This is a genomic window from Pseudomonas sp. Ost2, from assembly GCF_018326065.1.
GTDB classification, from domain to species: domain Bacteria; phylum Pseudomonadota; class Gammaproteobacteria; order Pseudomonadales; family Pseudomonadaceae; genus Aquipseudomonas; species Aquipseudomonas gingeri.
This window is the reverse complement of record NZ_AP021904.1, coordinates 3267247-3288175: the sequence shown is the minus strand read 5'-3', so window position 1 is coordinate 3288175 and position 20929 is coordinate 3267247. Positions and strand designations below refer to the sequence as shown.

Genomic DNA, 20929 nt, shown 5'->3' with positions numbered 1-20929 from the left:
TTCACTTCACCCACCGTGGCCCATTGCTGGTGGTGTTCAAGCGAACTCGACAGACACCTCCGACCAGAGGCTGACCAGGCGCCCACGCTGCCTGAAGAACTCGATCTCGCGCTGAATCCCCGAACTGAGTTCCCAGCCTGGCAGGTCGAGGACGATCAACTCCCCCATCATCTCCATGAACAGCGCATCCACCGGAGCCCACAGCTTGCCGATCGCCTGGCTGTCCTTGCCGACAAACGCCAGGTTGATCGGATGGGACATGGACACCTGGCTGAATACCGCGTGCCCGGCTTCGATGATCTGGGCGGCGACCCGGTTGCACTGGATAAAACGCTCATGAACCACGGTGGCCTCGGCATGGCTGTACGGACAGGCCAGGAAAATCTTGCGCATGAAAAATCTCTCGTCTGATGGATGAATGGCTGAAGCAAGGTGTCGGTAGAACAGGCTTCAGCGACCGGATAGCCATCACATCCCATGCCATTTCTTGGTTTTCATGTTGATTTGAAAGACACTCCCACTTAAATTGGTCACTTTCATCGACACACCTGTCGACGCGAACCCGCAGGCCGGAGCCAGCGTAGCGTGGAGACGATTGTGCATTTCCCCGTTCCCGTGCCGCCGCTCGGCGCCCCTTGCCACAGGCCTTTCCGGAGGCTGGCCGGCAACGTGTGCAGCGGTAACAACCCGCGCCCATTCAGGTAGCAACCGGAGCCCGCCATGCGCCCCAACGAAAGACGACAACACATCCTCGAACTGCTGCGCCAGCGCGAACGGATTTCCGTGGATGAGCTGGCCAGGACGCTGCACACCTCCCAGGAAACCATTCGCCGTGACCTCACCGAACTGGCGGAAAATGGCCAGGTCACCAAGTTCCATGGCGGCGCTTCCCTGCCCCCCAGCGGTGAACACGAAAACGCCTTCCAGACCCGCATGAACGAGTTCTCCCAGGAGAAGCGCGCGGTAGCCCGCTACGCCGCCGGGCTCTATGCCCCGGGCGACAGCATCCTGATCGATACCGGCACCACCACGCTGTTCTTCGCCAGGGAGCTGGCCCGCCTGAACCGCATCACCGTGATCACCAACTCGTTGCTGATCGCCGAGGCCATGGGCGTCAGTGGCAATCGGGTATTCATGATCGGCGGCGAATTCCGTCCCGAATCCAACCAGAACAGCGGCTCCCTGGCGCTGGAACAGATCGCCCGCTTCAACGCCGAACATGCGGTAGTGACCATCGGCGCCCTGAGTGCCGACGGTGCCTTTGACTTTTCCATCGAGGAAGCCGAGATCGCCCGCGCCATGATTGCCCGGGCGCGCTACCTCACGGTGATTGCCGACTCGTCGAAACTGGGCCGTCGCGCCCTGTTCCAGGTGTTCCCGCTGGAGCGCATCGACCGGTTGATCATTGACCGCAAGCCGGTCGGCGAATTGGGCGAAGCCCTGGCCAGGGCCCAGGTGGAAGTTCACGAAGCACCGCTGTTGCAGCGCACGGAATGGATCTGAAAGTCTGCATCGATCCCTCTTGTCCCCTGTCCTGTATATGGGCACAAGAGGGATCGGGCAGCTTTATCGCGGTCAGCCGAATCCGTGGGTCTGACAATGCCAGTCCCGGAATGACAACTTCACGTATTGACGGTTTCAACTAACCTGGGGCGAGAAACAGCAAGTCCGACTGGTCTCGTTCAATGCAGGGGCGGCATCCGCTCCAACTGTCTGCGACGGGTCATCCATACAATCGCAAAGATCACCGCGCCCACCGCCATCGACGCCAGCACATACATCTGTGCCACGCGGAAGTCGCTCGGAATGATGAACACGCACAACTCCACAGCGAGCCAGACGCAGGCCCCGATCACCACCGGCCATTCCCACTTGCCCAGGGTGAAATCATCGGCGTGATGGACATGCTTGTGCCGTGTGGCGATATACAGGATCACTGTCCCGCTGTAGAGCAAGGCCGGGAACAGGGTGGCGGCGCCCAGCATCTCGGTCAGGGCATCGGGGCTGTTGTAGAAGCTCAGGACCACCAGCACGCTGACCAGCGTGACAAACACCGTCGCCCACGACGGCCCGCCCGTGGCGCGCGGCACCCGGCTCAACTGCTCGGAAAACGGCAGGCGGCCATCGCGGGCCATGGAGTGCACCAGACGGCTGTTGCTGGTCATGATCACCAGGCCGCAGGCGAAGATGGCCACGCAGACCACCACCAGGATCAGCTTGCTCATGGTCTCGCCAAGGGTGACACGGATCACGTCCGCCACCGGTGCCGAGCTCTTGGTCAGCTCGGCGACCTGGTCACCCAGGCCCATGCTGATCACGATCAGGAAGAAGGTGCCCATCACGCCACTGATCAGCACCGCGTTGGCCATGGCCCGCGGCACCACCTGCTTGGGATTGTGGGTCTCCTCGGCCATGTTCGCCGCCGCTTCCCAACCCACCAGGGTAAAGGCACCGAGCAGCCCGGAAAGCATGAACGGACCCAGCCAGCCGTAATAGTGGTCGCTATGGACGATACCGGTGGAGAACAGATTCGACAGGTTGCCCTTGCCGAAAAAGCTCACCGCCACGCCGATGCCGACGATCAGGCCGATCACCGCGATCACCTCGGCGGCCACCGCCATGTTGTTGATCCTGGTCAGCAGCGGTGTCGACCAGATGATCAGCGCGCCCTGGATCAGGAACACCACCGCCGCCGTCAAGGCTCCGGCCTGTGGCGTGTAATCGAGCCCCAGCAAGGGGAACAGCGCCACCTGCGCCAGCCCATAGTCCACCGCCACGGCCACCATCATGGTGAACGCAAAACTGGCCCAACCGAACCACCAGCCCACCACCGGATTGACCAGGCGACTGGCCCACTGGTAACTGAACCCCGACAACGGGATCTTGCTCGCCAGCAGGCCGAATACCAGCGCCACCAGCAAGGTGCCCAGGGTCACGATGGGCCAGGTCCAGATGCCGATGGGCCCGCTGGAAACCAGGACCGAGCCATAGGTTGAAAACAACCCGGTGGTGATCGAGATAAACGAGAACGCCACGGCAAAGGATTCAAACTTGCCCAGCGAACGTTCGAACTGCGCCTGATAGCCGGCGCCTGATTCCAGTGAATGGGTCGCCCCAGCGGCCACAGCTTCCTGTGACCTTGATATAAAGTCAGACATTGGAGTGTCTCCTCAAAGTGTCTTATTGATGTACTCCGCCCTGTTCGACAGGCCGTTCGTATAACGCGGCAGTTGCTCGACAGGAGCTGAAACAGACGACGCACTTCGCATGCCATTATCTTTTTTGTTGTGGTTTTGCCTCTTTCAAAACAACGATGTGGTCACTTACTTGTGGGAGATCTCCATGAGTACGGGCAGCACTTTCCTGGGCAACCTGCCTGCGCAGGTCGCCAGGGGGCTTGTGGTTCACTCAGCGCCAGTTACGACAGCGACTGACCGCGTCGGCAAAGGTCTCGCGCCAGGCCAGCGCGGTGTCGACGCCAACCCTGGGGTGAAACTCGGTACAGGTGTTGCGCGGCGCAACCAGTTCGCGGCCGAGGCCACGGGCCGCCAATGCCGCGCAGCCGAACGCGGTCAGCTCATCGAAGCGCTGGGTGACGATGCACCGCTGCAGGGCATCGGCGAGGAACTGGGCAAAATAGGGGCTGCGGGCCAGGCCGCCGTCGATGGACAGGCGATCGGTGACATTGAGGAAGCCGTCCATCGCACTGATCACCTCGACACTGCGCAAGGCCACGCCTTCCAGCAGCGCCTGGCACATATCCTGGCGTGACGTCCCGGCGTTCATGCCGATCCATTGCGCCGCGGCACTGCGATCCCAATGCGGGCAGGCCAGGCCGGACAATGCCGGAACAAACGCCAGTTGCCGGGAAATCGCCGGCGGCCGGTCAAAGCCCGCCAGCTCGGAAAAGTCCTCGAACAGACCCAGGCGCCCTGCCCACTCGACCGCCGCGCTGGCGTCATAGACGCCACCGTCCATGGCATACACCGGCTTGCCGTCGATCTGCCAGGCAATGGTCGCCAGCAGGCCTTTTTCCGGCGCGCGAATGATCTGTTCACCGGTCACGGTCAGGGCGAACGCCCCGGTGCCGAAGGTGATTTTCGCGTCGCCCGATTGCCGGCAGCCGTGCCCGTACAACGAGGCCTGCTGGTCCACCACCGAAGCAGTCACCGGCGTGTTGCCGATCTCGCCGAACGAGCCGACCGTGTCGCGGATCGGCGGCAGGGTTTCCATCGGCACGCCGAACAAGGCACAGAGCTGCGGGTCCCATTGCCCGCTCGCCAGGTTCATCAACGAGGTGCGCGACGCGGTGGTGACATCCGTGGCGAAGACCCCGGTCAGACGGTCGAGAAAATAGGCGTCCGTGGTGCCCAGGCGCAAACGCCCGGCCGCCAGCGCCTGCTGGGCGGCCGGCAGGTGCGTGAGGATCCAGCCCAGCTTGCTCGCGGAAAAATACGGATCCAGCGGCAACCCGGCACGCTCCAGGGTCAACGCCTCGCCCCCCTCGCGGCGCAACCGTTCGATCTGCGCCGAGGTGCGGTTGTCCTGCCAGACGATCACCGGTGACAGCGGCTGTCCACTGAGGGCATCCCAGGCCAGGCAGCTTTCGCCCTGGTTCGCCAGGCCGATGGCGTCCACCGGACCGGTGGCCTCCAGGCAGCGTTCGATATTGGCCAGCAACTCCAGCGGGTCATGTTCGACCCAGCCCGGTTGCGGATGATGTTGCTGGTGGCGCAGCGACAGGAGGATGTCGGCGGCACCATTCTGGTTGACCACCAGCACGCGGGTGCTGGTGGTTCCCTGGTCCAGGGCGGCAATTCGCATTGTCATGCTTTCCTCGGTAATGCGTTCAATCATGATCGACGACATCGACGTCCAGGTGCTGGACGCCCGTCGGCCACTTCAAGTGAGCAATCGGAATCAGTACCCGACGCTCGGGCAAACTGGTCAATGAACGGGCCCAGATTTCCTTGCCATCGGCCAGCACCCGCAAGCGCCCCTGCGCCGCCTGGCTGACCCGCAACTGCAAATACTTGAGCCCGCGGGTGGTGCCGGTCGCCAGGCGTTGCGGCACGCAGAGCTTGAGCGGGCCGTGCACGACAATCGCCACCGAACCTCCGGGAACCGGTAGCTCGCCCCGCAAATCCCTGGCCAGCAGTTCGGCAACCCGTCGGCCTTCCCGGTATGACCAACCGGCGGTTTCAATCGGACGCAGCAGGTTGCCGGCGGCGAAATAGGCCGGGTCGGAACAGCGGGCAAACTGGTCGATCACCGGCCCGCCGCTGCTGCGATCGAGCTTGAGATGACTCAGGCGCACCAGGCTCGCTTCCGGCACAAAGGCACCGGTCAGCAGGACACCGTCACAGGCAAAGGTCCGAACGCTGCCGTCGGCCAGTTCCACCCGCGCCGACTCCACGCGTCCGGTGCCCTGGATATCCAGCAGCCGCGCGCCGAAATGCATCGGTACAGCGCACAGCAGAGGGAACAACGACAGCGGCCAGCGTGCCGTTGCCCGGCTATTGGCCTCGATCATCGCCACTGGCCGGATCCCGGCACGGCGACAACTGAGCACCGCCGACAGGCTGACCAGTTCGGTACCGATGATCAGCGGACGTTCGAACGGCTTGAGCTGCTCCAGGTAGAGGTAGGACTGCAGGGCGCCGGTGTTGATCACCCCCAACGGCCGGTCACCACCAAGCAGACGGGCCGAGCGCGGCGTCTCCCGGGCGCCGGTGGCCAGCAGCACGCGGCGGGCCTGGAGGCGCAGGGAACCCTGCGGGCTGACGATCTCCAGCAAACCACCGTGTCCCAACCGCGTCACCGTGTGCTTGAGACGGATCTCGACACCGGCCGCCAGTGCCTCGCGGATATTGCGCCGGGCGTAATCCGGTCCGGACAGGATCCGGCCGTACTCCCGCAGACCGAAGGGCGGATGCCCGCAGTGTCGCGGAATGCCCCCGGCCTCGGCTTCGCGCTCGATGATCACCACGCGCTGGACGCCACGGCGCTTCAAGGCCACCGCCGCCGCAAGCCCCGACGGCCCGCTGCCGATGATCGCGACATCGACCGTTTCAGTCTCACTGAACATGAATGCAACTCCCCGTGGACAGTGGCACGGCGAGTCGACCCTCGCTCAATTGCGCCACCCGTGCCGAACAATAGAATCCCTGGCAACGCCCCATGCAGGCTCGTGTGCGGCGCTTCAACCCGCCCAGGTCGCCAGGCGGCAGGAGGCTGTTCAGGGCCGTGGTGATTTCCCGGGCGGTGACCAGTTCGCAATGACAGACCATCTCGCCATAGCCGGGGCTCTGGTAGTCCCGCGGCAGGTGTTCCGCCAGGTTCGGCAGCCGCGGCCAGAGCATGGTCGCGGGTGGGCGATGGGAATGTGTGCTGCCATACAGTTCGAAGACATGCCGGGCTATACCCAGCGCGGCGGTCAGGCCGGTGGAACGGATCCCGCCGACGGTAATCCAGTTGCGTTCGGCCACCTGGCGAATGCGGTATTCCTTCTTGTCGCTGGCCGGGCGCAGGCCGGCATAAGTGGCGGTCACCGGCATGCCGGCCAGCGCCGGAATCCGCTCGACCGCCGCCGCGACCAGTTCCGCCAGCATCAGCCCGTCGAGGCCGGCATGGATACGGTCGTCCTGCTCCTCGGCGGTCGGCCCCACCAGCAGGTTGCCGAAGACCGTGCGGGTCAGCACGATGCCCTTGGTCCGTTCGTTGGGGACCGGCAGGACGATGGTCTGCAGCAATCGCGCGGCGGCCTTGTCGAAGACCACGAACTGGCCCTTGCGCGGATGGATGCTGAAATGACTCTCCCCCAGCAGGCGCTCTTCCAGGCAGTCGCCGAACAGGCCCGCGCAATTGATGACAGACGTTGCCCGCACAGGCCCGCGACTGGTCTGCAGTTGCCAGGCCAGGCCGTCGAAGTCGCCACCTTGGACCTCGGTCCCCAGAACCACCTTGGCGCCGTGCAACAGGGCCTGTTGCAGGTAACCCAGGGGGGCCGACCAGGGATCGATGAGGAACTCCCCCGGCACCTGCACGGCACCGAGCGCCTTGTGCGACAGCTCGGGCTCCAGTTGGCGGATCCGTGCCGGCTCCAGCAACTCCACATCATCGACGCCATTGTCCCGCGCCTGCCGGGCAATGCCGTCGAGCTTGCCCAGGTCATCCGCGGTCCAGGCCACGACCATGGCGCCGGTCCTGAGCACAGGCAGGTTCATCTGCTGGTGGATATCGAGGTACTCGCGGTAACCGGCCTGCATGCAGGCCAGTTCGAGGCTGTCGCGGGGCGCGTCGAACCCGGTGTGCAGGATCGCGCTGTTACCTTTGCTGGCCCCCGACAGAATATCGCTGGCCTTTTCCAGCAACAGTACCCGGGCCCCTCCAGGGCGAATCGGCGAGCCATGGCACACCCCACCACGCCGCCACCGATCACCGCGACGTCGTAGGTATCTGCCTTGCTCGGGAATGCATCAATCATTGTCTTGACCTGTCTCGTAATGCGGCATCTTCAATGAGCAAAACAGGTGCAGTGACTATGCCACCCTCCGTTTTCTTGTGGTTTTGTGGAAAGCAGGCGGTTTTATTCGGGCATCCCTGTGCCGCTGGAGAGATCAGTTCTTCATGCATTGAAAAAATCGGGGGCGATAACAATCGGTCAAAACCACTTGTTTCGGCTGTTTCTTCCTTTATAGGCAGGATGACCTGAACTCATCGAACGCCCTTTCTGTGGCTGTTTCGCTCGATGAAAGCTATTCGGGCAGTTCTTTTTATGGTCAATCATTTCAACAACCCAGTCACTTATCAGTCACCTGCTACGTTGTTACCCAAAAATGCACAGCGTTGTTACGAGCGCACCCATCCAGTGCGATTTCGTCTGCATACCCTCGAACGGCAAAGGTTTGTCGGTATCCAAGCTGCGGTTTCAGGACGGCGGCATCCACACACCTTCGAGCATGGCCTGTTCGGTTGATCGGTCATATCACAGCCAATCAATGACCGAATCAGGCAAAAGATAGCGGCAATTCAACGCCGTAAAAAAACACTGGCACAGTCCCTGCGATTTCCCCCTCCGCGAACAACAAACAGGAGGAACCACCATGCGCAACTTTGCAATCATCGAAGCCCCCTCGGTCCTGGGGCATATCTCGACCCACCTGGGCGTCGCCCATATGCCCGAGGCACTGCTCAATGCCGGTCTGGCCAAGCGCCTGAATGCCCGCCTCGCCGGCCGGGTCGAGTCGCCGCCGTGGCGGATCGAGCGTGATCCGCAAACCCAGATCATGAACCCCCATGCCATCAACGAGTATTCGATCACCCTGGCCGATGCGGTTGGCAAGGTGATGGACAATGGCGAGTTCCCGGTGGTGATCGGTGGCGACTGTTCGATCCTGCTCGGCACCATGCTCGCACTCAAGCGTCGCGGTCGTTATGGCGTGCTGTACCTGGACGGCCATGCCGACTTCTATGAAGCGGACAACAACCCGATCGCCGGGGCGGCCTCGGCCAGCGACCTGGGTTATGCCACCGGTCGCGGCCCGGCGGTGGTTGCCGATATCGAAGGCCAGCGGCCTTTGCTGCGCGACGAGGATGTCGTACTGTTCGGTTATCGTGACGGAGCGATCCAGGCGCGCAATCGCGGCCAGCAGTTGCCCAGGGACCTGATGGCGCTGAACCGCCAGGAAGTACGCATTCTCGGCACCGAGAACGCCGCCGAGGAAGCCGTGGCCCACCTGACCCGCGAAGACGGACCGGAAGGCTTCTGGATTCACGTCGACGTCGATGTGCTGGACCAGGGCATCATGTGGGCCGTGGACCATCCGCAACCGGACGGTTTCTCCTGGGAGGACCTGGGCACCACCCTGCGCACGGCCATGAGTTCACCCAGGGCCATCGGCATCCAGTTCACCATCTACAACCCCGAGATGGACCCGGGTGGCTTGAGCGGTCGCGGGCTGGCCGCGACCATTGGCAAGGCCCTCGGCCAGTTCGCCAACCGCTGACGCCCTGTACGGCAGAGGCGGTGGCATGGGCCGGGTCGCAGATCACAGGACAACACCATGACCACCGCCGACCGCAGCAATACCGTGCACTACTGGCGCTCGCCGATCCTGCCGGGCGCCGACATGCTCACGGCCCAGTACCATGACCAGCGCTTCGCCCGCCATTGGCACGATGCCTATACCCTGTCGGTGATCGAAGACGGCGCCCAGCGCTATGACTATCGCGGCTGTCGATGCGTGGCCGAGGCCGGCGCCGTGCCGGTACTCAATCCTGGCGAGGTGCACACCGGTTCCGCCGCCACCGAATCCGGCTGGCGTTATCGGGTGTTCTACCTGCCCGTCCCCTTCGTGCAATCGGTCATGGACGCCGTGGCCGGGCGTACGACGCCTCTCCCCTGGTTTCGCGAAGACATCATTCGCGATCCCGACCTCACCCTGCTGATGGGCGCGGCACACCGCGCCCTGCAGGCCAACGTCGATCCGCTGCAGGCCGAGCACCAGTTGCTCCAGGCGATCTCCACCCTGCTGCTGCGGCATGCCGGACAACGCCCGGTGCTACCGCACCTGCCGCGCGACGGGCAGCGTGTGGCCGCCATGCAGCAGCGTCTGCTGCAAGACCTGACCGAACCGGTGTCCTTGAGCGAGCTGGCCCGGGAAGTCGGCTTGTCGACCTTTCATGCCGCCCGCCTGTTCACCCGGGCAACCGGCCTGGCACCCCATGCCTGGCGCAATCAGATCCGCCTCAACCGGGCGCTGGAAGGCTTGCGCAAGGGCATCGCCGCCACCGACGTGGCGACCGACAGCGGCTTTGCCGACCTGAGCCATTTCACCCGGCATTTCAAGAAAGCCTTTGGTGTGCCGCCCGGGCGCTGGCGCTGAAGTATTTTTTTCATAATCGCAAGAACGTTCAATCCCACGGCTCGCCCGCTCCCTAGCATTTCGTCAAGACAGGCCATCACGCACAGCCTTCGTGCATGACCTCGATCCCTCACACGAAAGCTTGGAGAACGCGGCGTGAACAGCCCCCGAACAGCCCATTGGCAAACCACCTTGCTGGACCCGGCCCCCCAGGCCCCGAGCGGCTTCAAGTCCCTGAGCACACCGACGTACCGCGGCTCGACCACGCTCTTTGACCGCGCCCGCGATGTCCGCGACGACTGGTGCCCCGAACGCGTGCCCTATGCCTACGGCTTGCACGGCACCCCGACCACACTGGAACTGGCCAGACGCATTGCCGCACTCGAAGGTGCCAACCACTGCTTCATCACGCCTGGCGGCCAGGCCGCGCTGGCCCTGATCTACTTCGCCTTCTGCAAGAGCGGCGATCATGTCCTGGTGCCGGAAAGCGCCTATGGCCCGAACAACGACCTGGCCCGCGACCTGCTCGCCCGCCTCGGCATCGAAGTACAGCCCTACGATCCGCTGATCGGCGCCGATATCGCCGGCCTGCTGCGCGCCAATACCGCGCTGGTGTGGTGCGAAAGCCCGGGCTCGGCAACCATGGAAGTCCAGGACATCCCGGCCATCGTCGCCGCGGCCCGGCAAGTGGGGGCCGTGGTCGCGCTGGACAACACCTACTCGGCCGGGGTGCTGTTCGACGCATTCGGGCACGGCGTGGATGTCTCCACCCAGGCCCTGACCAAATACATCGGCGGTCACAGCGACCTGTTGCTGGGCTCCGTCAGCACTTGCAGCCCCGAGCACTACCAGGCCCTCGGCAATGCCCGTTCGCTGCTCGGCCTCGCCGCCTCCCCCGACGACTGCAGCCTGGCCCTGCGTGGCCTGCAAACCCTGGCCGTGCGCCTGAGCCATCTGGAGCAGGCCACCCTCGCCGTCGCCCGTTGGCTGGGCACCCGCCCGGAAGTCGAGCGGGTCCTGCACCCGGCCCTTCCCGACTGCCCCGGACATGAACTCTGGAAACGCGACTTCAGCGGCTCCAGCAGCGTGTTCTCGGTGGTATTCAACGAAGCCTTCAGCGGCGAACGTCTGCTGGATTTCATCGATCAATTGCGCCTGTTCCACATCGGCTACAGCTGGGGTGGCGTGACCAGCCTGGTGGCACCGCACTTCAACCTGCGACGCGAACACCGCACCTACGGCGAACGACTCGTCCGTTTCAACATCGGCCTGGAAGCCATTGACGACCTGATCGCAGACCTGGAACAGGCATTCGCGACGCTGCACCTCTGATAGCTGCCATTTGACCCGACCCCAAGGCGCTTTCCGGCCCGCATTCGCTGGCCGGACCCACGGCGCCCGTACAAGAAAAACACCTCAGGAGGTTTGAATGAACACGTTGAAATCCACCCTCGGCGCCCTGGTCGCCGCCTCGATACTCGGCACCTGCGGACTGGCCCAGGCGGGGGCGACCCTCGATGCGATCCAGAAGAAAGGTTTCCTGCAATGCGGCGTCTCCGACGGCATTCCCGGATTCTCGGTGCCCGACAAGAACGGCAAGCAGACCGGCCTCGATGTCGACTTCTGCCATGCTCTCGCCGCCGCCGTGTTCGGCGACGCGGCGAAAGTGAAGTTCACCCAGCTCAACGGCAAGGAACGCCTGGCCGCCCTGCAATCGGGCGAGATCGACGTGCTGTCGCGCAGCACCACCTGGACCAGTTCCCGTGACAGCGCCATGGGCCTGGTGTTTACCGGCGTGTCCTATTACGACGGCGCGGGCTTCATGGTGAACAAGAAGCTCGGCGTCACCAGCGCCAGCCAGCTCGACGGTGCGGCCCTGTGCATCCAGGCCGGGACCACCACCGAGCTGAACGCCTCGGACTTCTTTCGCAGCCATGGCCTGAAATACACCCCGATCACCTTCGACACCTCCGACGAAACCGCCAAGGCCCTGGAGGCCGGGCGCTGCGATGTGATCACCGCCGACAAATCCCAGCTCAACGCCCAGCGCAGCCAACTGACCACGCCGGCCGACTACGTGATCCTGCCGGAAACCATCTCCAAGGAGCCCCTCGGCCCCTCGGTGCGCAAGGGCGATGAAGACTGGTTCAGCATCGTGCGCTGGACCCTGTTCGCCATGCTCAATGCCGAGGAAGCCGGTGTCACCTCGAAGAATGTCGAACAGGAAGCCAGGTCCACTAAAAATCCGGATGTGGCCCGCCTGCTCGGTGCCGATGGCGAGTACGGCAAGGACCTCAAGCTACGCAAGGACTGGGTGGTACAGATCGTCAAGCAGGTGGGCAACTACGGCGAGGTCTTCGAACGCAATTTCGGCAAGGCTACGCCGCTGGCCATCGACCGCGGCTTGAACGCCCTGTGGAACAACGGCGGCATCCAATACGCCCCGCCAGTGCGCTGATCGAATCAGCGCCTGGCGAGCCTATACTTCTTGCCGTTAATCGGCCTGGAGCTCTGCTTCTGATGGGAAGTCGAGCACGATACCGAGCTTGGAAAGCTGCTCCGTTGTCATGCTGTACGTCGGGCTTTCTTTACCGAGCAAACGATCCAACGCCTGGAGGCGAGCAGTATAGGCCGGCTTGATTTCATCGGGGACGTAATGGAAGCCACCTTTGGCATAGTCGCGAAGTATTTCTTTGCCGACGTCTTTGTGTAGTTGCTCGACACCGTCCTTCGGAAAAACAAGTCCGAAGTCCACAGGAACGATGTCCCCCTTCTCGGTCTTGATAAAGTTCGAAGGGTGGGCATCGCCCATCATGAAGCCTTTGTCGTACAGGCCTTTCACCACTTGGCGCGTTTCCGATGAGTTGGGAGACTTTCCTTGCACAAATGGCATTCGTATACAGTTGCCAGCACGCGTGGCTACCGCGGACTCACCTGCTGTCTGCCAGTAGCTGTTGCACATATCGACTTCATGCCGCGCCGCCCCCGGATTGAACGGTGTCACTTCCTTGATGATCATGTCGCCGCTACGGTACACCCGCCCTCTTGATCCCTGCCCTATCAGTTGAGGCTTGTTGTTGTCGTGCCTATCCAAAGAAGTTGTTCCTGGCGCCTGTCGCTCCAGCACATGCCGCTGGCCGTGCTGGAGCATCTGCTTCTGGCCGGTCTTGCGCTCGCTGAGGGGGATCGGCGAAACCGGAATACCTGTAGCGCCGACAGGGTGTGAATCGGCTTTCTTGCGCAGAGCAAGGCCTGTCCTGTGCAGCTTGCAAGGGTGTGGATCATTTTTCACTCTTGATACATTGGCGAAACCCTTCCGCGGACCATGGTTTTCCTTTTGTTTTTCCGCAGCGTTTTGCAGAGAAGTTGCATAGCCGATTATTTTCTTGATATCGCTGAACATGCAGTACTCACAATTGAAAGAGGTTGTATCGGCGCCATGAAAATACAAAGTCCGATATCCCTCTTGCAGAAAGCGCCAATGGCCTGGCCCGTTTCCCGCACAGGCAAGTGACTTTTCGTGAACGTGGTCCAGCCCGTCACGGGCAATATTTTCTTTGGGGAAAGAAAGGAATATCTGCCTCGCCAGCCGCCCGCGTCGGCGTCACCCTTTGTGCCGCAAGCCCACTTACTCCAGAGGTTATCGGCATGCTCAACGGTAAAACCGCATTGATCACCGGCGGCTCGTCAGGCATCGGCCTGGCGACCGCACGCCTGATGCTCGCCCATGGCGCCCGCGTCGCCATCACCGGCCAGGACCCCGAACACTTGCAGGCAGCGCTCGGGTCGCTGGGCCCAGACGCCCTGGCGATCCGCGCCGATGTTCGGCGCAAGGCCGACATGCAGTCGGTGGGTACACAGATCGAGCAGGCGTTCGGCAGCCTCGACATCCTGTTCGCCAATGCCGGCGTTGCCTATGGCACACCGCTGGCGAGCACCGACGAGGCAATGATCGACCAGTTGCTGGCGGTCAATGTGAAGGGGGTCTATTTCACCGTGCAGTCCCTGGTACCGCTGATGCCCAAGGGCAGCTCGATCATTCTCAACACCTCCTGGCTCAACCAGATCGGCGCCCCCGGACGCTCGCTGCTGTCAGCTTCCAAGGCCGCGGTCCGCTCTTTTGCCCGCACCCTGTCCGCCGAACTGCTGGACCGGCAGATCCGCGTCAATGCCGTCAGCCCCGGTTCCATAGCGACCCCGCTGCATCGCCAGGCCGGGCAGACGGAACAGGAGTTCGAGGCCTATGCGACAAAGGTCGGCGGCCAGGTGCCCGTCGGCCGCATGGGACTGCCGGAGGAAATCGCCGAGGCGGTCTGTTTCCTCGCCAGCGACCGTTCGCGCTATATGCTCGGCGCAGAGATCGTCGTCGACGGCGGCCGGGCGGAGTTGTAGTCCATGGGGCAAGCCAGGCTCAAGCGTCGATACCTGGGGATACCTGCCCGAGTAGCCAGTCGCGAAACGCCTGGATCTTCGCCAACCCCTCCACTTCCGGGCGATAGACGATGTAATAGGCGAACGCCAGCGGATGGCTGGCCTCGCCAAAGGGACGGATCAGCCGCCCCGCCGCCAGGTCCTCGCGCAACATCACGCTGCGCCCCAGGGCCAGTCCCTGTCCGTCGATGGCGGCCTGCAGGACCGCCGCCGAATTGTTGATGCGCAGCCCGTGCTCGGCATTGATATCGCCGTATCCCGACGCATCGAGCCAGGTGCGCCATGTCGGATAGGCCGGGTCGCCGGCCATCGACAGGTCGTGGATCAGCGTCGCCTCGGCCAGGCGTCGCGGCGGTAACAGTCCGGCTTCCAGCAACGGATAGCCGGGCGCGCACACCGGGTACATCTCTTCGTCCATCAGTTTGATCGCGGTCAGCCCGGGCCAGCGCCCGGTGCCATAACGAACGCCGATATCCATGCCTTCGGCGATGAAGTCCACGGGGCGCAGGTTGGTGTCCAGCAGCACATCGGTCTGCGGGTAGGCCAGCTGGAAACCCTCGATACGCGGCAACAGCCACTTGGCGGCAAACGCCGGGCTCACCGTCACCGTAAGGCAGGCGCTGAGGGAGCCCTCTTTCAAACGCGCCAGGCCGACGCCCAGGCGCTCGAAGCCCTCGCGAATATCCGGCAACGCCTTGCGCGCGACATCGGTCAGCACCAGGCGTGCCGAACCGCTCGAGGCGCGATTGAACAGCGCCACGCCCAGCCAGGACTCCAGGGTTCGTACCTGCTGTCCCACCGCGGCGGAGGTGACATGCAGTTCGGCGGCGGCCGCCGAAAAGCTCTGGTGCCGGGCCGCCGCTTCAAAGGCCCGGAGTGCGTTGAGGTAGGCAGGAGCGCTCATAGGATAAAGATTTTCTTTAATGGCTGAAAAAAACTTCTGGTTTGTGAGTGCTGTCGGCAAAGCGAAGAATAGCCACCAGGCCAAGGCATCTCGGCAACCAGGTGCAAGAGTAGAACGGTCAAGGCTATTCCACCAACCCAGCACGGGGCAACAACATGAAAAGATTTTCTTCCAAAGTAGCCATTATCACCGGTGGCGGTTCAGGCATCGGGAAAGAAGTCGCCCGACGCCTGGTGGCCGAAGGCGCCAGCGTGGTGATCGGCGGCCGTGACGCGGCGAAACTGGAACAGGCCGCGGCACAGATCGATCCTACCGGCAAACAAGTACGCTACCTCGCCGGCGATATCGCCAGGCCCGCCACCGCCAGGGACCTGGTCGAGCTGGCGAGCGCCGAGTTCGGCGGCGTCGATATCCTGATCAACAACGCCGGCGTGTTCAATCCCAAGCCCTTCCTGGAACTGGACGAGCAGGAATACGACGGTTTCGTCGACATCATCCTCAAGGGCAAATTCTTCATGGCCCAGGCCGCGGCCAAGGCGATGCAGCAGCGTGGCGGTGGCGCCATCGTGCAGACCGGTTCGCTGTGGGCCCTGCAAGCCATCGGCGCAACCCCCTCGGCCGCCTATTCGGCAGCCAATGCCGGTGTCCATGCCCTGACCCGCAACCTGGCCATCGAGCTGGCGTCGTCGAACATCCGTATCAACACCGTGGCCCCTGCCGTGGTAGAGACGCCGGTGTACAACACCTTCATGGACAACGAGCAGGTCAAGGCCGTGCTCCCGACCTTCAACGCCTTCCACCCGCTGGGCCGCAACGGCCAGCCAGGGGATGTCGCCGAGGCGATCCTGTTCATGGCCTCCGAGCAGGCGTCGTGGATTACCGGCACCGTGCTGCCAGTCGATGGCGGCGTCACTGCCGGCCGTATCTGAGCCAGGCACCTGAACCAACGACCAGAACAACGGGAGAACACCATGCTCGACTGGAATGAATACCGCGAAACCCTGCTGGGCCGCGTGGGCGACCTGGCGAAACTGTCCCCCGATACTGTGCGCGGCCTGCAGGTGCTGGATGGCGCCGGCGCGAAGACCGGTCACCTGGACGCCAAGACCCACGAACTGATCGCCCTGGCCGTGGCCGTGACCACCCGCTGCGACGGCTGCATCGCCGTGCATACCAGGGCGGCGGTCAAGCATGGCGCTTCCCGCGAGGAGATCGCCGAGGCCCTGGGCGTAGCCATCGCGCTCAATGCCGGTGCGGCGGTGACCTACTCCGCCCGGGTGCTCGACGCCTACGCGGCCCTGGAAAACAGCTGACGGCAGCCTGCCGACACCCGCCCGTATCGCCCCGGCATCATGGGGCCATGCGGGCTTTCTGGTTCTTGACCCGGAGCAGCGCAATGAACAGCGGCAAGGTGGCGATTATCGGCGGTGGCCTGGGCGGCCTGTATACGGCTTATCGATTAGCGCGAATGAAGGGGACGACTCGGCATTGCGCCATGTCCTTTAGGCGATACTCATGGACTTATTGGCGTTAGTCGGCAATCGTCAGACAGGTTAAAGTCCGTGTCATGTTTCTTGCTCCCGGACAACCCAGCCGATGACCCGCCCTCGTTTCCTCCCCGACAACTTCACCCTGACCCTGGTCAGCGTGGTGATTCTCGCCAGCCTCCTGCCCGCCAGCGGCCAGGTCGCCGTCGGTTTCGGCTGGCTGACCAATATCGCCATCGCCCTGCTGTTCTTCCTGCACGGTGCCAAGCTGTCGCGCGAATCGATCATCGCCGGTGCCGGCCACTGGCGCCTGCACCTGCTGGTGTTCGGCCTGACCTTTGTCCTGTTCCCGCTGCTGGGCCTGGCGCTCAAGCCGCTGCTGTCGCCGCTGATCGGCGACAAGCTGTACATGGGCATGCTCTACCTCTGCGCCCTGCCGGCCACGGTGCAGTCGGCAATCGCCTTTACCTCCCTGGCCCGGGGCAACGTACCGGCGGCGATCTGCAGCGCGGCGGCGTCGAGCCTGTTCGGCATCTTCCTCACGCCGTTGCTGGTGACCCTGCTGCTGAATGTCCATGGCGACGGCGGCTCGACCCTCGATGCGATCCTGAAGATCAGCGTGCAACTGCTGCTGCCGTTCATTGCCGGACAGATCGCCCGGCGCTGGATCGGCGCCTGGGTGGGACGCAACAAGAGCTGGCTGAAATTCGTTGACCAGGGTTCGATCCTGCTGGTGGTCTACAGCGCCTTCAGCGAGGCGGTGAACGAAGGCATCTGGCATCAGATCCCGCTCTGGGACCTGGGCGGTCTGGTGGTGGTCTGCGGTGTGATACTGGCCCTGGTGCTGCTGGCGTCCACCGTGCTGGGCAAGGCCTTCGGCTTCGACCAGGAAGACCGTATCACCATCCTCTTCTGCGGTTCGAAGAAAAGCCTGGCCACCGGCGTGCCGATGGCCCAGGTGCTGTTCGCCGGCAGCACCATCGGCGTGCTGATCCTGCCACTGATGCTGTTCCACCAGATCCAACTGATGGTCTGTGCGGTGCTGGCGCAGCGCTATGCCAAGCGTCCGGAGTCGGTCAGCGAACTGATGGGCCAGGTCGATCCCTGACGCCTGGCAACCGCCATAAAGCCCGACCGAATGGCCGGGCCCGGGTGGAACGGCGCGATCAGGCCGCCCCGGCCTCTTGCCTGAGGCTGTTCATGTCGATCACGAAGCGGTATTTCACATCGCCCTTGAGCATGCGCTCGTAGGCCTGGTTGATGTCCTGGATAGCGATCATCTCGATATCCGAGACAATCCCGTGGCGGGCACAGAAGTCCAGCATGTCCTGGGTTTCACGGACCCCGCCGATCAGCGAGCCGGCCAGGCTGCGGCGCTTGAAGATCAGGTTGAAGACCGTCGGTGACGGATGCGGGCTGTCCGGGGCGCCGACCAGGGTCATGGTGCCGTCACGCTTGAGCAGCGCGAGAAAGGCGTCCAGGTTGTGCGGCGCGGCCACGGTATTAAGGATGAAGTCCAGGGAATTGGCGACCTTGGCCATCTCGTCCGGGTTCTTCGATACCACCACTTCATCGGCGCCCAGGCGCAGGCCGTCTTCGCGCTTGTTCGGCGATGTGGTGAACAGCACCACGTAGGCGCCCATGGCGTGGGCGATCTTCACCGCCATATGTCCCAGGCCGCCCAGCCCTACCACCCCAACCCTCTTGCCGGGGCCGACTTTCCAGTGGTGCAGCGGCGAATAGGTGGTGATACCGGCACACAGCAGCGGTGCGACAGCGGCCAGACTGGCATCGCCATGGGAGATGCGCAGGACGAACTTCTCCTTCACCACGATGTTGTCCGAGTAACCACCAAAGGTGTTTTCCCCACCGAACACCGGGCCGTTGTAGGTGCCGGTAAAGCCGTTCTCGCAATATTGCTCCTCGCCTTCCGCGCAGGACGCACAGTGCTGGCAACTGTCGACCATGCAGCCGACACCCGCCAGGTCGCCGACCTTGAACCCGCGCACGTTGGCGCCCACGGCCGTTACGCGGCCGACGATTTCATGCCCCGGCACCGAGGGGTACAGGGTGTTGTTCCACTCGTTGCGCACCGTGTGCAGGTCGGAATGGCAAACGCCGCAATAGAGGATATCGATCTGTACGTCATCCGCGCCCGGCGCGCGACGTTCGAAGGTGAATGGCTTGAGCGAATCCTTCGGGTCCTGAGCGGCGTAGCTGTAAGTCTTGACCATCGCGATCACCTCTTGATTCAGACGTTGAACAGGAGTTGACCAGCATAGACGCTGGACCGTTCAGGTGAATTTGCCGCGCGCCAAGGCCACGACCAATCGGACCGTCGGTCGCCCTGGCGCGCGGCAGGTAAGCCCGCGATGGCCGCTTTCCAGCAGCTCTCCCGGGACATACCGGCCTATTCCTCGAAGATCGCCACCGCCCGCACGAAGCCGGCCGAGGCATGCCTGATCTTGTACGGGAAGCAGGACACTTCGAAGCCATGGGCCGGCAGGGACTCCAGGTTGGCCAGTTTCTCCATCTGCCCGTAGCCGATCTCGCGCCCGGCCTTGTGCCCTTCCCAGATGATCGAACTGTCGCCGCTGGCGGCAAAGCGTGCACGGGTATGGCTGAAAGGTGCATCCCAGCTCCAGGCATCGGTGCCCACCACGCGGACACCGCGTTCGAGCAGGTACAAGGTCCCCTCGCGCCCGATGCCGACGCCCGCCTCCAGGTAACCGGGCTGGCCGAACAACGCCCCGGCCCGGGTATTCACCAGGACGATATCCAGCGGCTGCAGGACGTAATCGATACGCGCCAGTTCCGCCTCTATCTGCGCGGCGCTGACCACATCGCCGTCCGGCAGGTGCCGGAAGTCCAGTTTCACCCCGGGACGCAGGCACCATTCCAGTGGCAGCTCATCGATACCGTACGCGGGTTTGCCGCCATCGGTGGTCGAGGCGTAGTGCCAGGGCGCGTCCATATGCGTGCCACTGTGGGTGGTGATGGTCAGGCGCTCGGCGGCCCAGGCTTCCTGTCCCGGTAGCTCTTCGAGACGCAGGCCGGGAAACATCGCCAGCAGTTCCGGGGCGCCGGCCTGGTGATCGGTGTATTCGATCTTCGGCAACAACGGCGGCGGATCCGTATAGGGATTGTTTTCCAGGGTCACCGAGAGGTCGACCAGACGTCGTTTACGCGGTGTCATGGCCGCACCTCCCCGGCCGGCAAGGTGGCGTCGACGATACGCTGGTCGATGGCACCGAACACCGAGTCGCCGGCACGGTCGTAAGCCTCGATGCGGATACGCTCGCCAAAGCGCATGAAACCTGTCTGCGCCTGCCCCTGTTCGATCATCTCGATGGCGCGGCGCTCCGAGATACAGGCCGAACCGACCGCCCGGTCGACGTTGGATACCGTACCGGAACCGATGATGGTGCCGGCTCGCAGACGCCGGGTCCGCGCCGCATGGGCGATCAGATCGGCGAAGCTGAAACTCATCTCGGCACCGTCCGGCTGGCCGAACCATTTCTGGTTCCAGGTCACCGTCAGCGGCAGGCACACCCGCCCGTCGCGCCAGGCACTGCCCAGTTCCTGCGGGGTCACGGCCACCGGCGAAAAACTCGAGGAAGGCTTGGCCTGGAAAAAGCCGAAACCGGTGCTGACTTCGTGCTGGAGAAAGCCGCGCAGACTGACATCGTTGACCAGCATAATCAGTCGTACATGTTGCAAGGCCTCATCGACCGGGCAGCCCATGGGGACCTCGTCGACAATGACCGCGAACTCTCCCTCGAAATCGATGCCGTGGGCCATGTCCGGCAGCGGGACATCGTCGCAAGGGCCGAGAAAATCGTCACTGGCGCCCTGGTACATCAGGGGAATGCGTTCGTCGGCCAACGGTGGCAGGTTGAAAGCCTTCTGCAGCAGATGGGCATGATTGAGAAACGCCGAGCCATCACACCACTGATAGGCACGAGGCAAGGGCGCGCTGACCTGCCTGGGGTCGAACGCAAGGCACTCGGGCGCCTCGCCCCGGTTCAGCGCCTGATATTGCCGGCCCAGGACCGGCGCTGCCTCGTCCCAGTTTTCCAGCGCCTGCTGCAAGGTGCCGAAGCCTTGGGCAAGCACCGCCTGGCGCAGATCCCTGGAGACGACCAGCAACTGGCCGTCCCGACTACCATTGTTCAAGGTAGCGAGTTTCATGGAGCAATCCTCGATGGAGTGAAAAGGCTGGATGCAACAGCCCGCCTCCG

The 20929-nt window shown here is 63.4% G+C and carries 18 protein-coding genes and 1 pseudogene; 9 read left to right on the top strand and 10 right to left on the bottom strand.

Annotated features, from left to right (window positions below):
• Positions 1 to 36: 36 nt before the first annotated feature.
• Positions 37 to 393: a DUF1937 family protein gene (locus KI243_RS14575; RefSeq protein WP_017127450.1), complete on the bottom strand. Its 357-nt coding sequence runs from the start codon at positions 391 to 393 to the stop codon at positions 37 to 39.
• Between the two features lie 327 nt (positions 394 to 720).
• Between KI243_RS14575 and KI243_RS14570 the strand changes: the two genes are divergently transcribed.
• Positions 721 to 1503, top strand: a complete 783-nt coding sequence (locus KI243_RS14570; protein ID WP_017127451.1) for a DeoR/GlpR family DNA-binding transcription regulator — start codon at positions 721 to 723, stop codon at positions 1501 to 1503.
• 179 nt (positions 1504 to 1682) lie between these two features.
• On the opposite strand, the gene KI243_RS14565 is transcribed toward KI243_RS14570, so the two are convergent.
• The 4 genes and pseudogenes from KI243_RS14565 to KI243_RS14550 all read right to left on the bottom strand — a co-directional run bounded on the left by KI243_RS14565 (position 1683) and on the right by KI243_RS14550 (position 7486).
• Entirely contained in the window at positions 1683 to 3158 is a 1476-nt protein-coding gene (locus KI243_RS14565; protein WP_042935913.1) for an amino acid permease, read from the bottom strand.
• Positions 3159 to 3408: 250 nt separating this feature from the next.
• Positions 3409 to 4824 carry a glycerol kinase gene (locus tag KI243_RS14560; RefSeq protein WP_212811205.1) on the bottom strand — a complete coding sequence of 472 codons (1416 nt, stop codon included), beginning with the start codon at positions 4822 to 4824 and terminating at the stop codon, positions 3409 to 3411.
• 25 nt (positions 4825 to 4849) lie between these two features.
• Complete coding sequence (locus KI243_RS14555; RefSeq protein ID WP_212811061.1) at positions 4850 to 6088, bottom strand: FAD-dependent oxidoreductase; 1239 nt, start codon at positions 6086 to 6088, stop codon at positions 4850 to 4852.
• A pseudogene (locus tag KI243_RS14550) lies at positions 6078 to 7486 on the bottom strand (NAD(P)/FAD-dependent oxidoreductase). The gene KI243_RS14555 and the pseudogene KI243_RS14550 overlap by 11 nt, the downstream one beginning before the upstream one ends.
• Before the next feature lie 619 nt (positions 7487 to 8105).
• Here KI243_RS14550 and KI243_RS14545 point away from each other — a divergent pair.
• The 4 genes from KI243_RS14545 (at position 8106) to KI243_RS14530 (ending at position 12324) form a co-directional block, all read left to right on the top strand.
• Positions 8106 to 9008 carry an arginase family protein gene (locus tag KI243_RS14545; RefSeq protein WP_017127456.1) on the top strand — a complete coding sequence of 301 codons (903 nt, stop codon included), beginning with the start codon at positions 8106 to 8108 and terminating at the stop codon, positions 9006 to 9008.
• A gap of 57 nt (positions 9009 to 9065) precedes the next feature.
• The gene (locus tag KI243_RS14540; RefSeq protein WP_017127457.1) at positions 9066 to 9887 is read left to right on the top strand and encodes an AraC family transcriptional regulator; all 822 of its coding nucleotides are present in this window, start codon (positions 9066 to 9068) and stop codon (positions 9885 to 9887) included.
• 135 nt (positions 9888 to 10022) lie between these two features.
• On the top strand, positions 10023 to 11198 hold the full coding sequence (locus tag KI243_RS14535; protein ID WP_177131002.1) for a cystathionine beta-lyase: 1176 nt from the start codon (positions 10023 to 10025) through the stop codon (positions 11196 to 11198).
• Between the two features lie 97 nt (positions 11199 to 11295).
• Positions 11296 to 12324: an amino acid ABC transporter substrate-binding protein gene (locus tag KI243_RS14530; RefSeq protein ID WP_103032553.1), complete on the top strand. Its 1029-nt coding sequence runs from the start codon at positions 11296 to 11298 to the stop codon at positions 12322 to 12324.
• A 36-nt stretch (positions 12325 to 12360) separates the two neighbouring features.
• On the opposite strand, the gene KI243_RS14525 is transcribed toward KI243_RS14530, so the two are convergent.
• Complete coding sequence (locus KI243_RS14525; protein WP_146049122.1) at positions 12361 to 13269, bottom strand: hypothetical protein; 909 nt, start codon at positions 13267 to 13269, stop codon at positions 12361 to 12363.
• 245 nt (positions 13270 to 13514) lie between these two features.
• Here KI243_RS14525 and KI243_RS14520 point away from each other — a divergent pair, with 245 nt between their 5' ends.
• Entirely contained in the window at positions 13515 to 14258 is a 744-nt protein-coding gene (locus KI243_RS14520; RefSeq protein ID WP_017127460.1) for an SDR family oxidoreductase, read from the top strand.
• A 19-nt stretch (positions 14259 to 14277) separates the two neighbouring features.
• On the opposite strand, the gene gcvA is transcribed toward KI243_RS14520, so the two are convergent.
• Positions 14278 to 15201 carry a transcriptional regulator GcvA gene (gcvA, locus tag KI243_RS14515; protein WP_017127461.1) on the bottom strand — a complete coding sequence of 308 codons (924 nt, stop codon included), beginning with the start codon at positions 15199 to 15201 and terminating at the stop codon, positions 14278 to 14280.
• Between the two features lie 155 nt (positions 15202 to 15356).
• Here gcvA and KI243_RS14510 point away from each other — a divergent pair, with 155 nt between their 5' ends.
• From KI243_RS14510 to KI243_RS14500, 3 genes are all read left to right on the top strand, one after another.
• Positions 15357 to 16130 carry an SDR family NAD(P)-dependent oxidoreductase gene (locus KI243_RS14510; RefSeq protein WP_103032551.1) on the top strand — a complete coding sequence of 258 codons (774 nt, stop codon included), beginning with the start codon at positions 15357 to 15359 and terminating at the stop codon, positions 16128 to 16130.
• A 42-nt stretch (positions 16131 to 16172) separates the two neighbouring features.
• Entirely contained in the window at positions 16173 to 16514 is a 342-nt protein-coding gene (locus tag KI243_RS14505) for a carboxymuconolactone decarboxylase family protein (RefSeq protein WP_017127463.1), read from the top strand.
• A 283-nt stretch (positions 16515 to 16797) separates the two neighbouring features.
• A complete protein-coding gene (locus tag KI243_RS14500; RefSeq protein ID WP_017127464.1) occupies positions 16798 to 17796 on the top strand; it encodes a bile acid:sodium symporter family protein in 999 nt (332 codons plus the stop codon).
• A 58-nt stretch (positions 17797 to 17854) separates the two neighbouring features.
• Here the strand turns inward: KI243_RS14500 and KI243_RS14495 are convergent, their stop codons facing one another.
• The 3 genes from KI243_RS14495 to KI243_RS14485 form a co-directional block, all read right to left on the bottom strand.
• Entirely contained in the window at positions 17855 to 18922 is a 1068-nt protein-coding gene (locus KI243_RS14495; RefSeq protein ID WP_017127465.1) for an NAD(P)-dependent alcohol dehydrogenase, read from the bottom strand.
• 176 nt (positions 18923 to 19098) lie between these two features.
• On the bottom strand, positions 19099 to 19884 hold the full coding sequence (locus KI243_RS14490; RefSeq protein ID WP_177107732.1) for a cyclase family protein: 786 nt from the start codon (positions 19882 to 19884) through the stop codon (positions 19099 to 19101).
• Positions 19881 to 20879, bottom strand: coding sequence for a fumarylacetoacetate hydrolase family protein (locus KI243_RS14485; protein ID WP_212811060.1), 999 nt, complete (start codon positions 20877 to 20879; stop codon positions 19881 to 19883). The genes KI243_RS14490 and KI243_RS14485 overlap by 4 nt, the downstream gene beginning before the upstream one ends.
• Positions 20880 to 20929 lie beyond the last annotated feature (50 nt).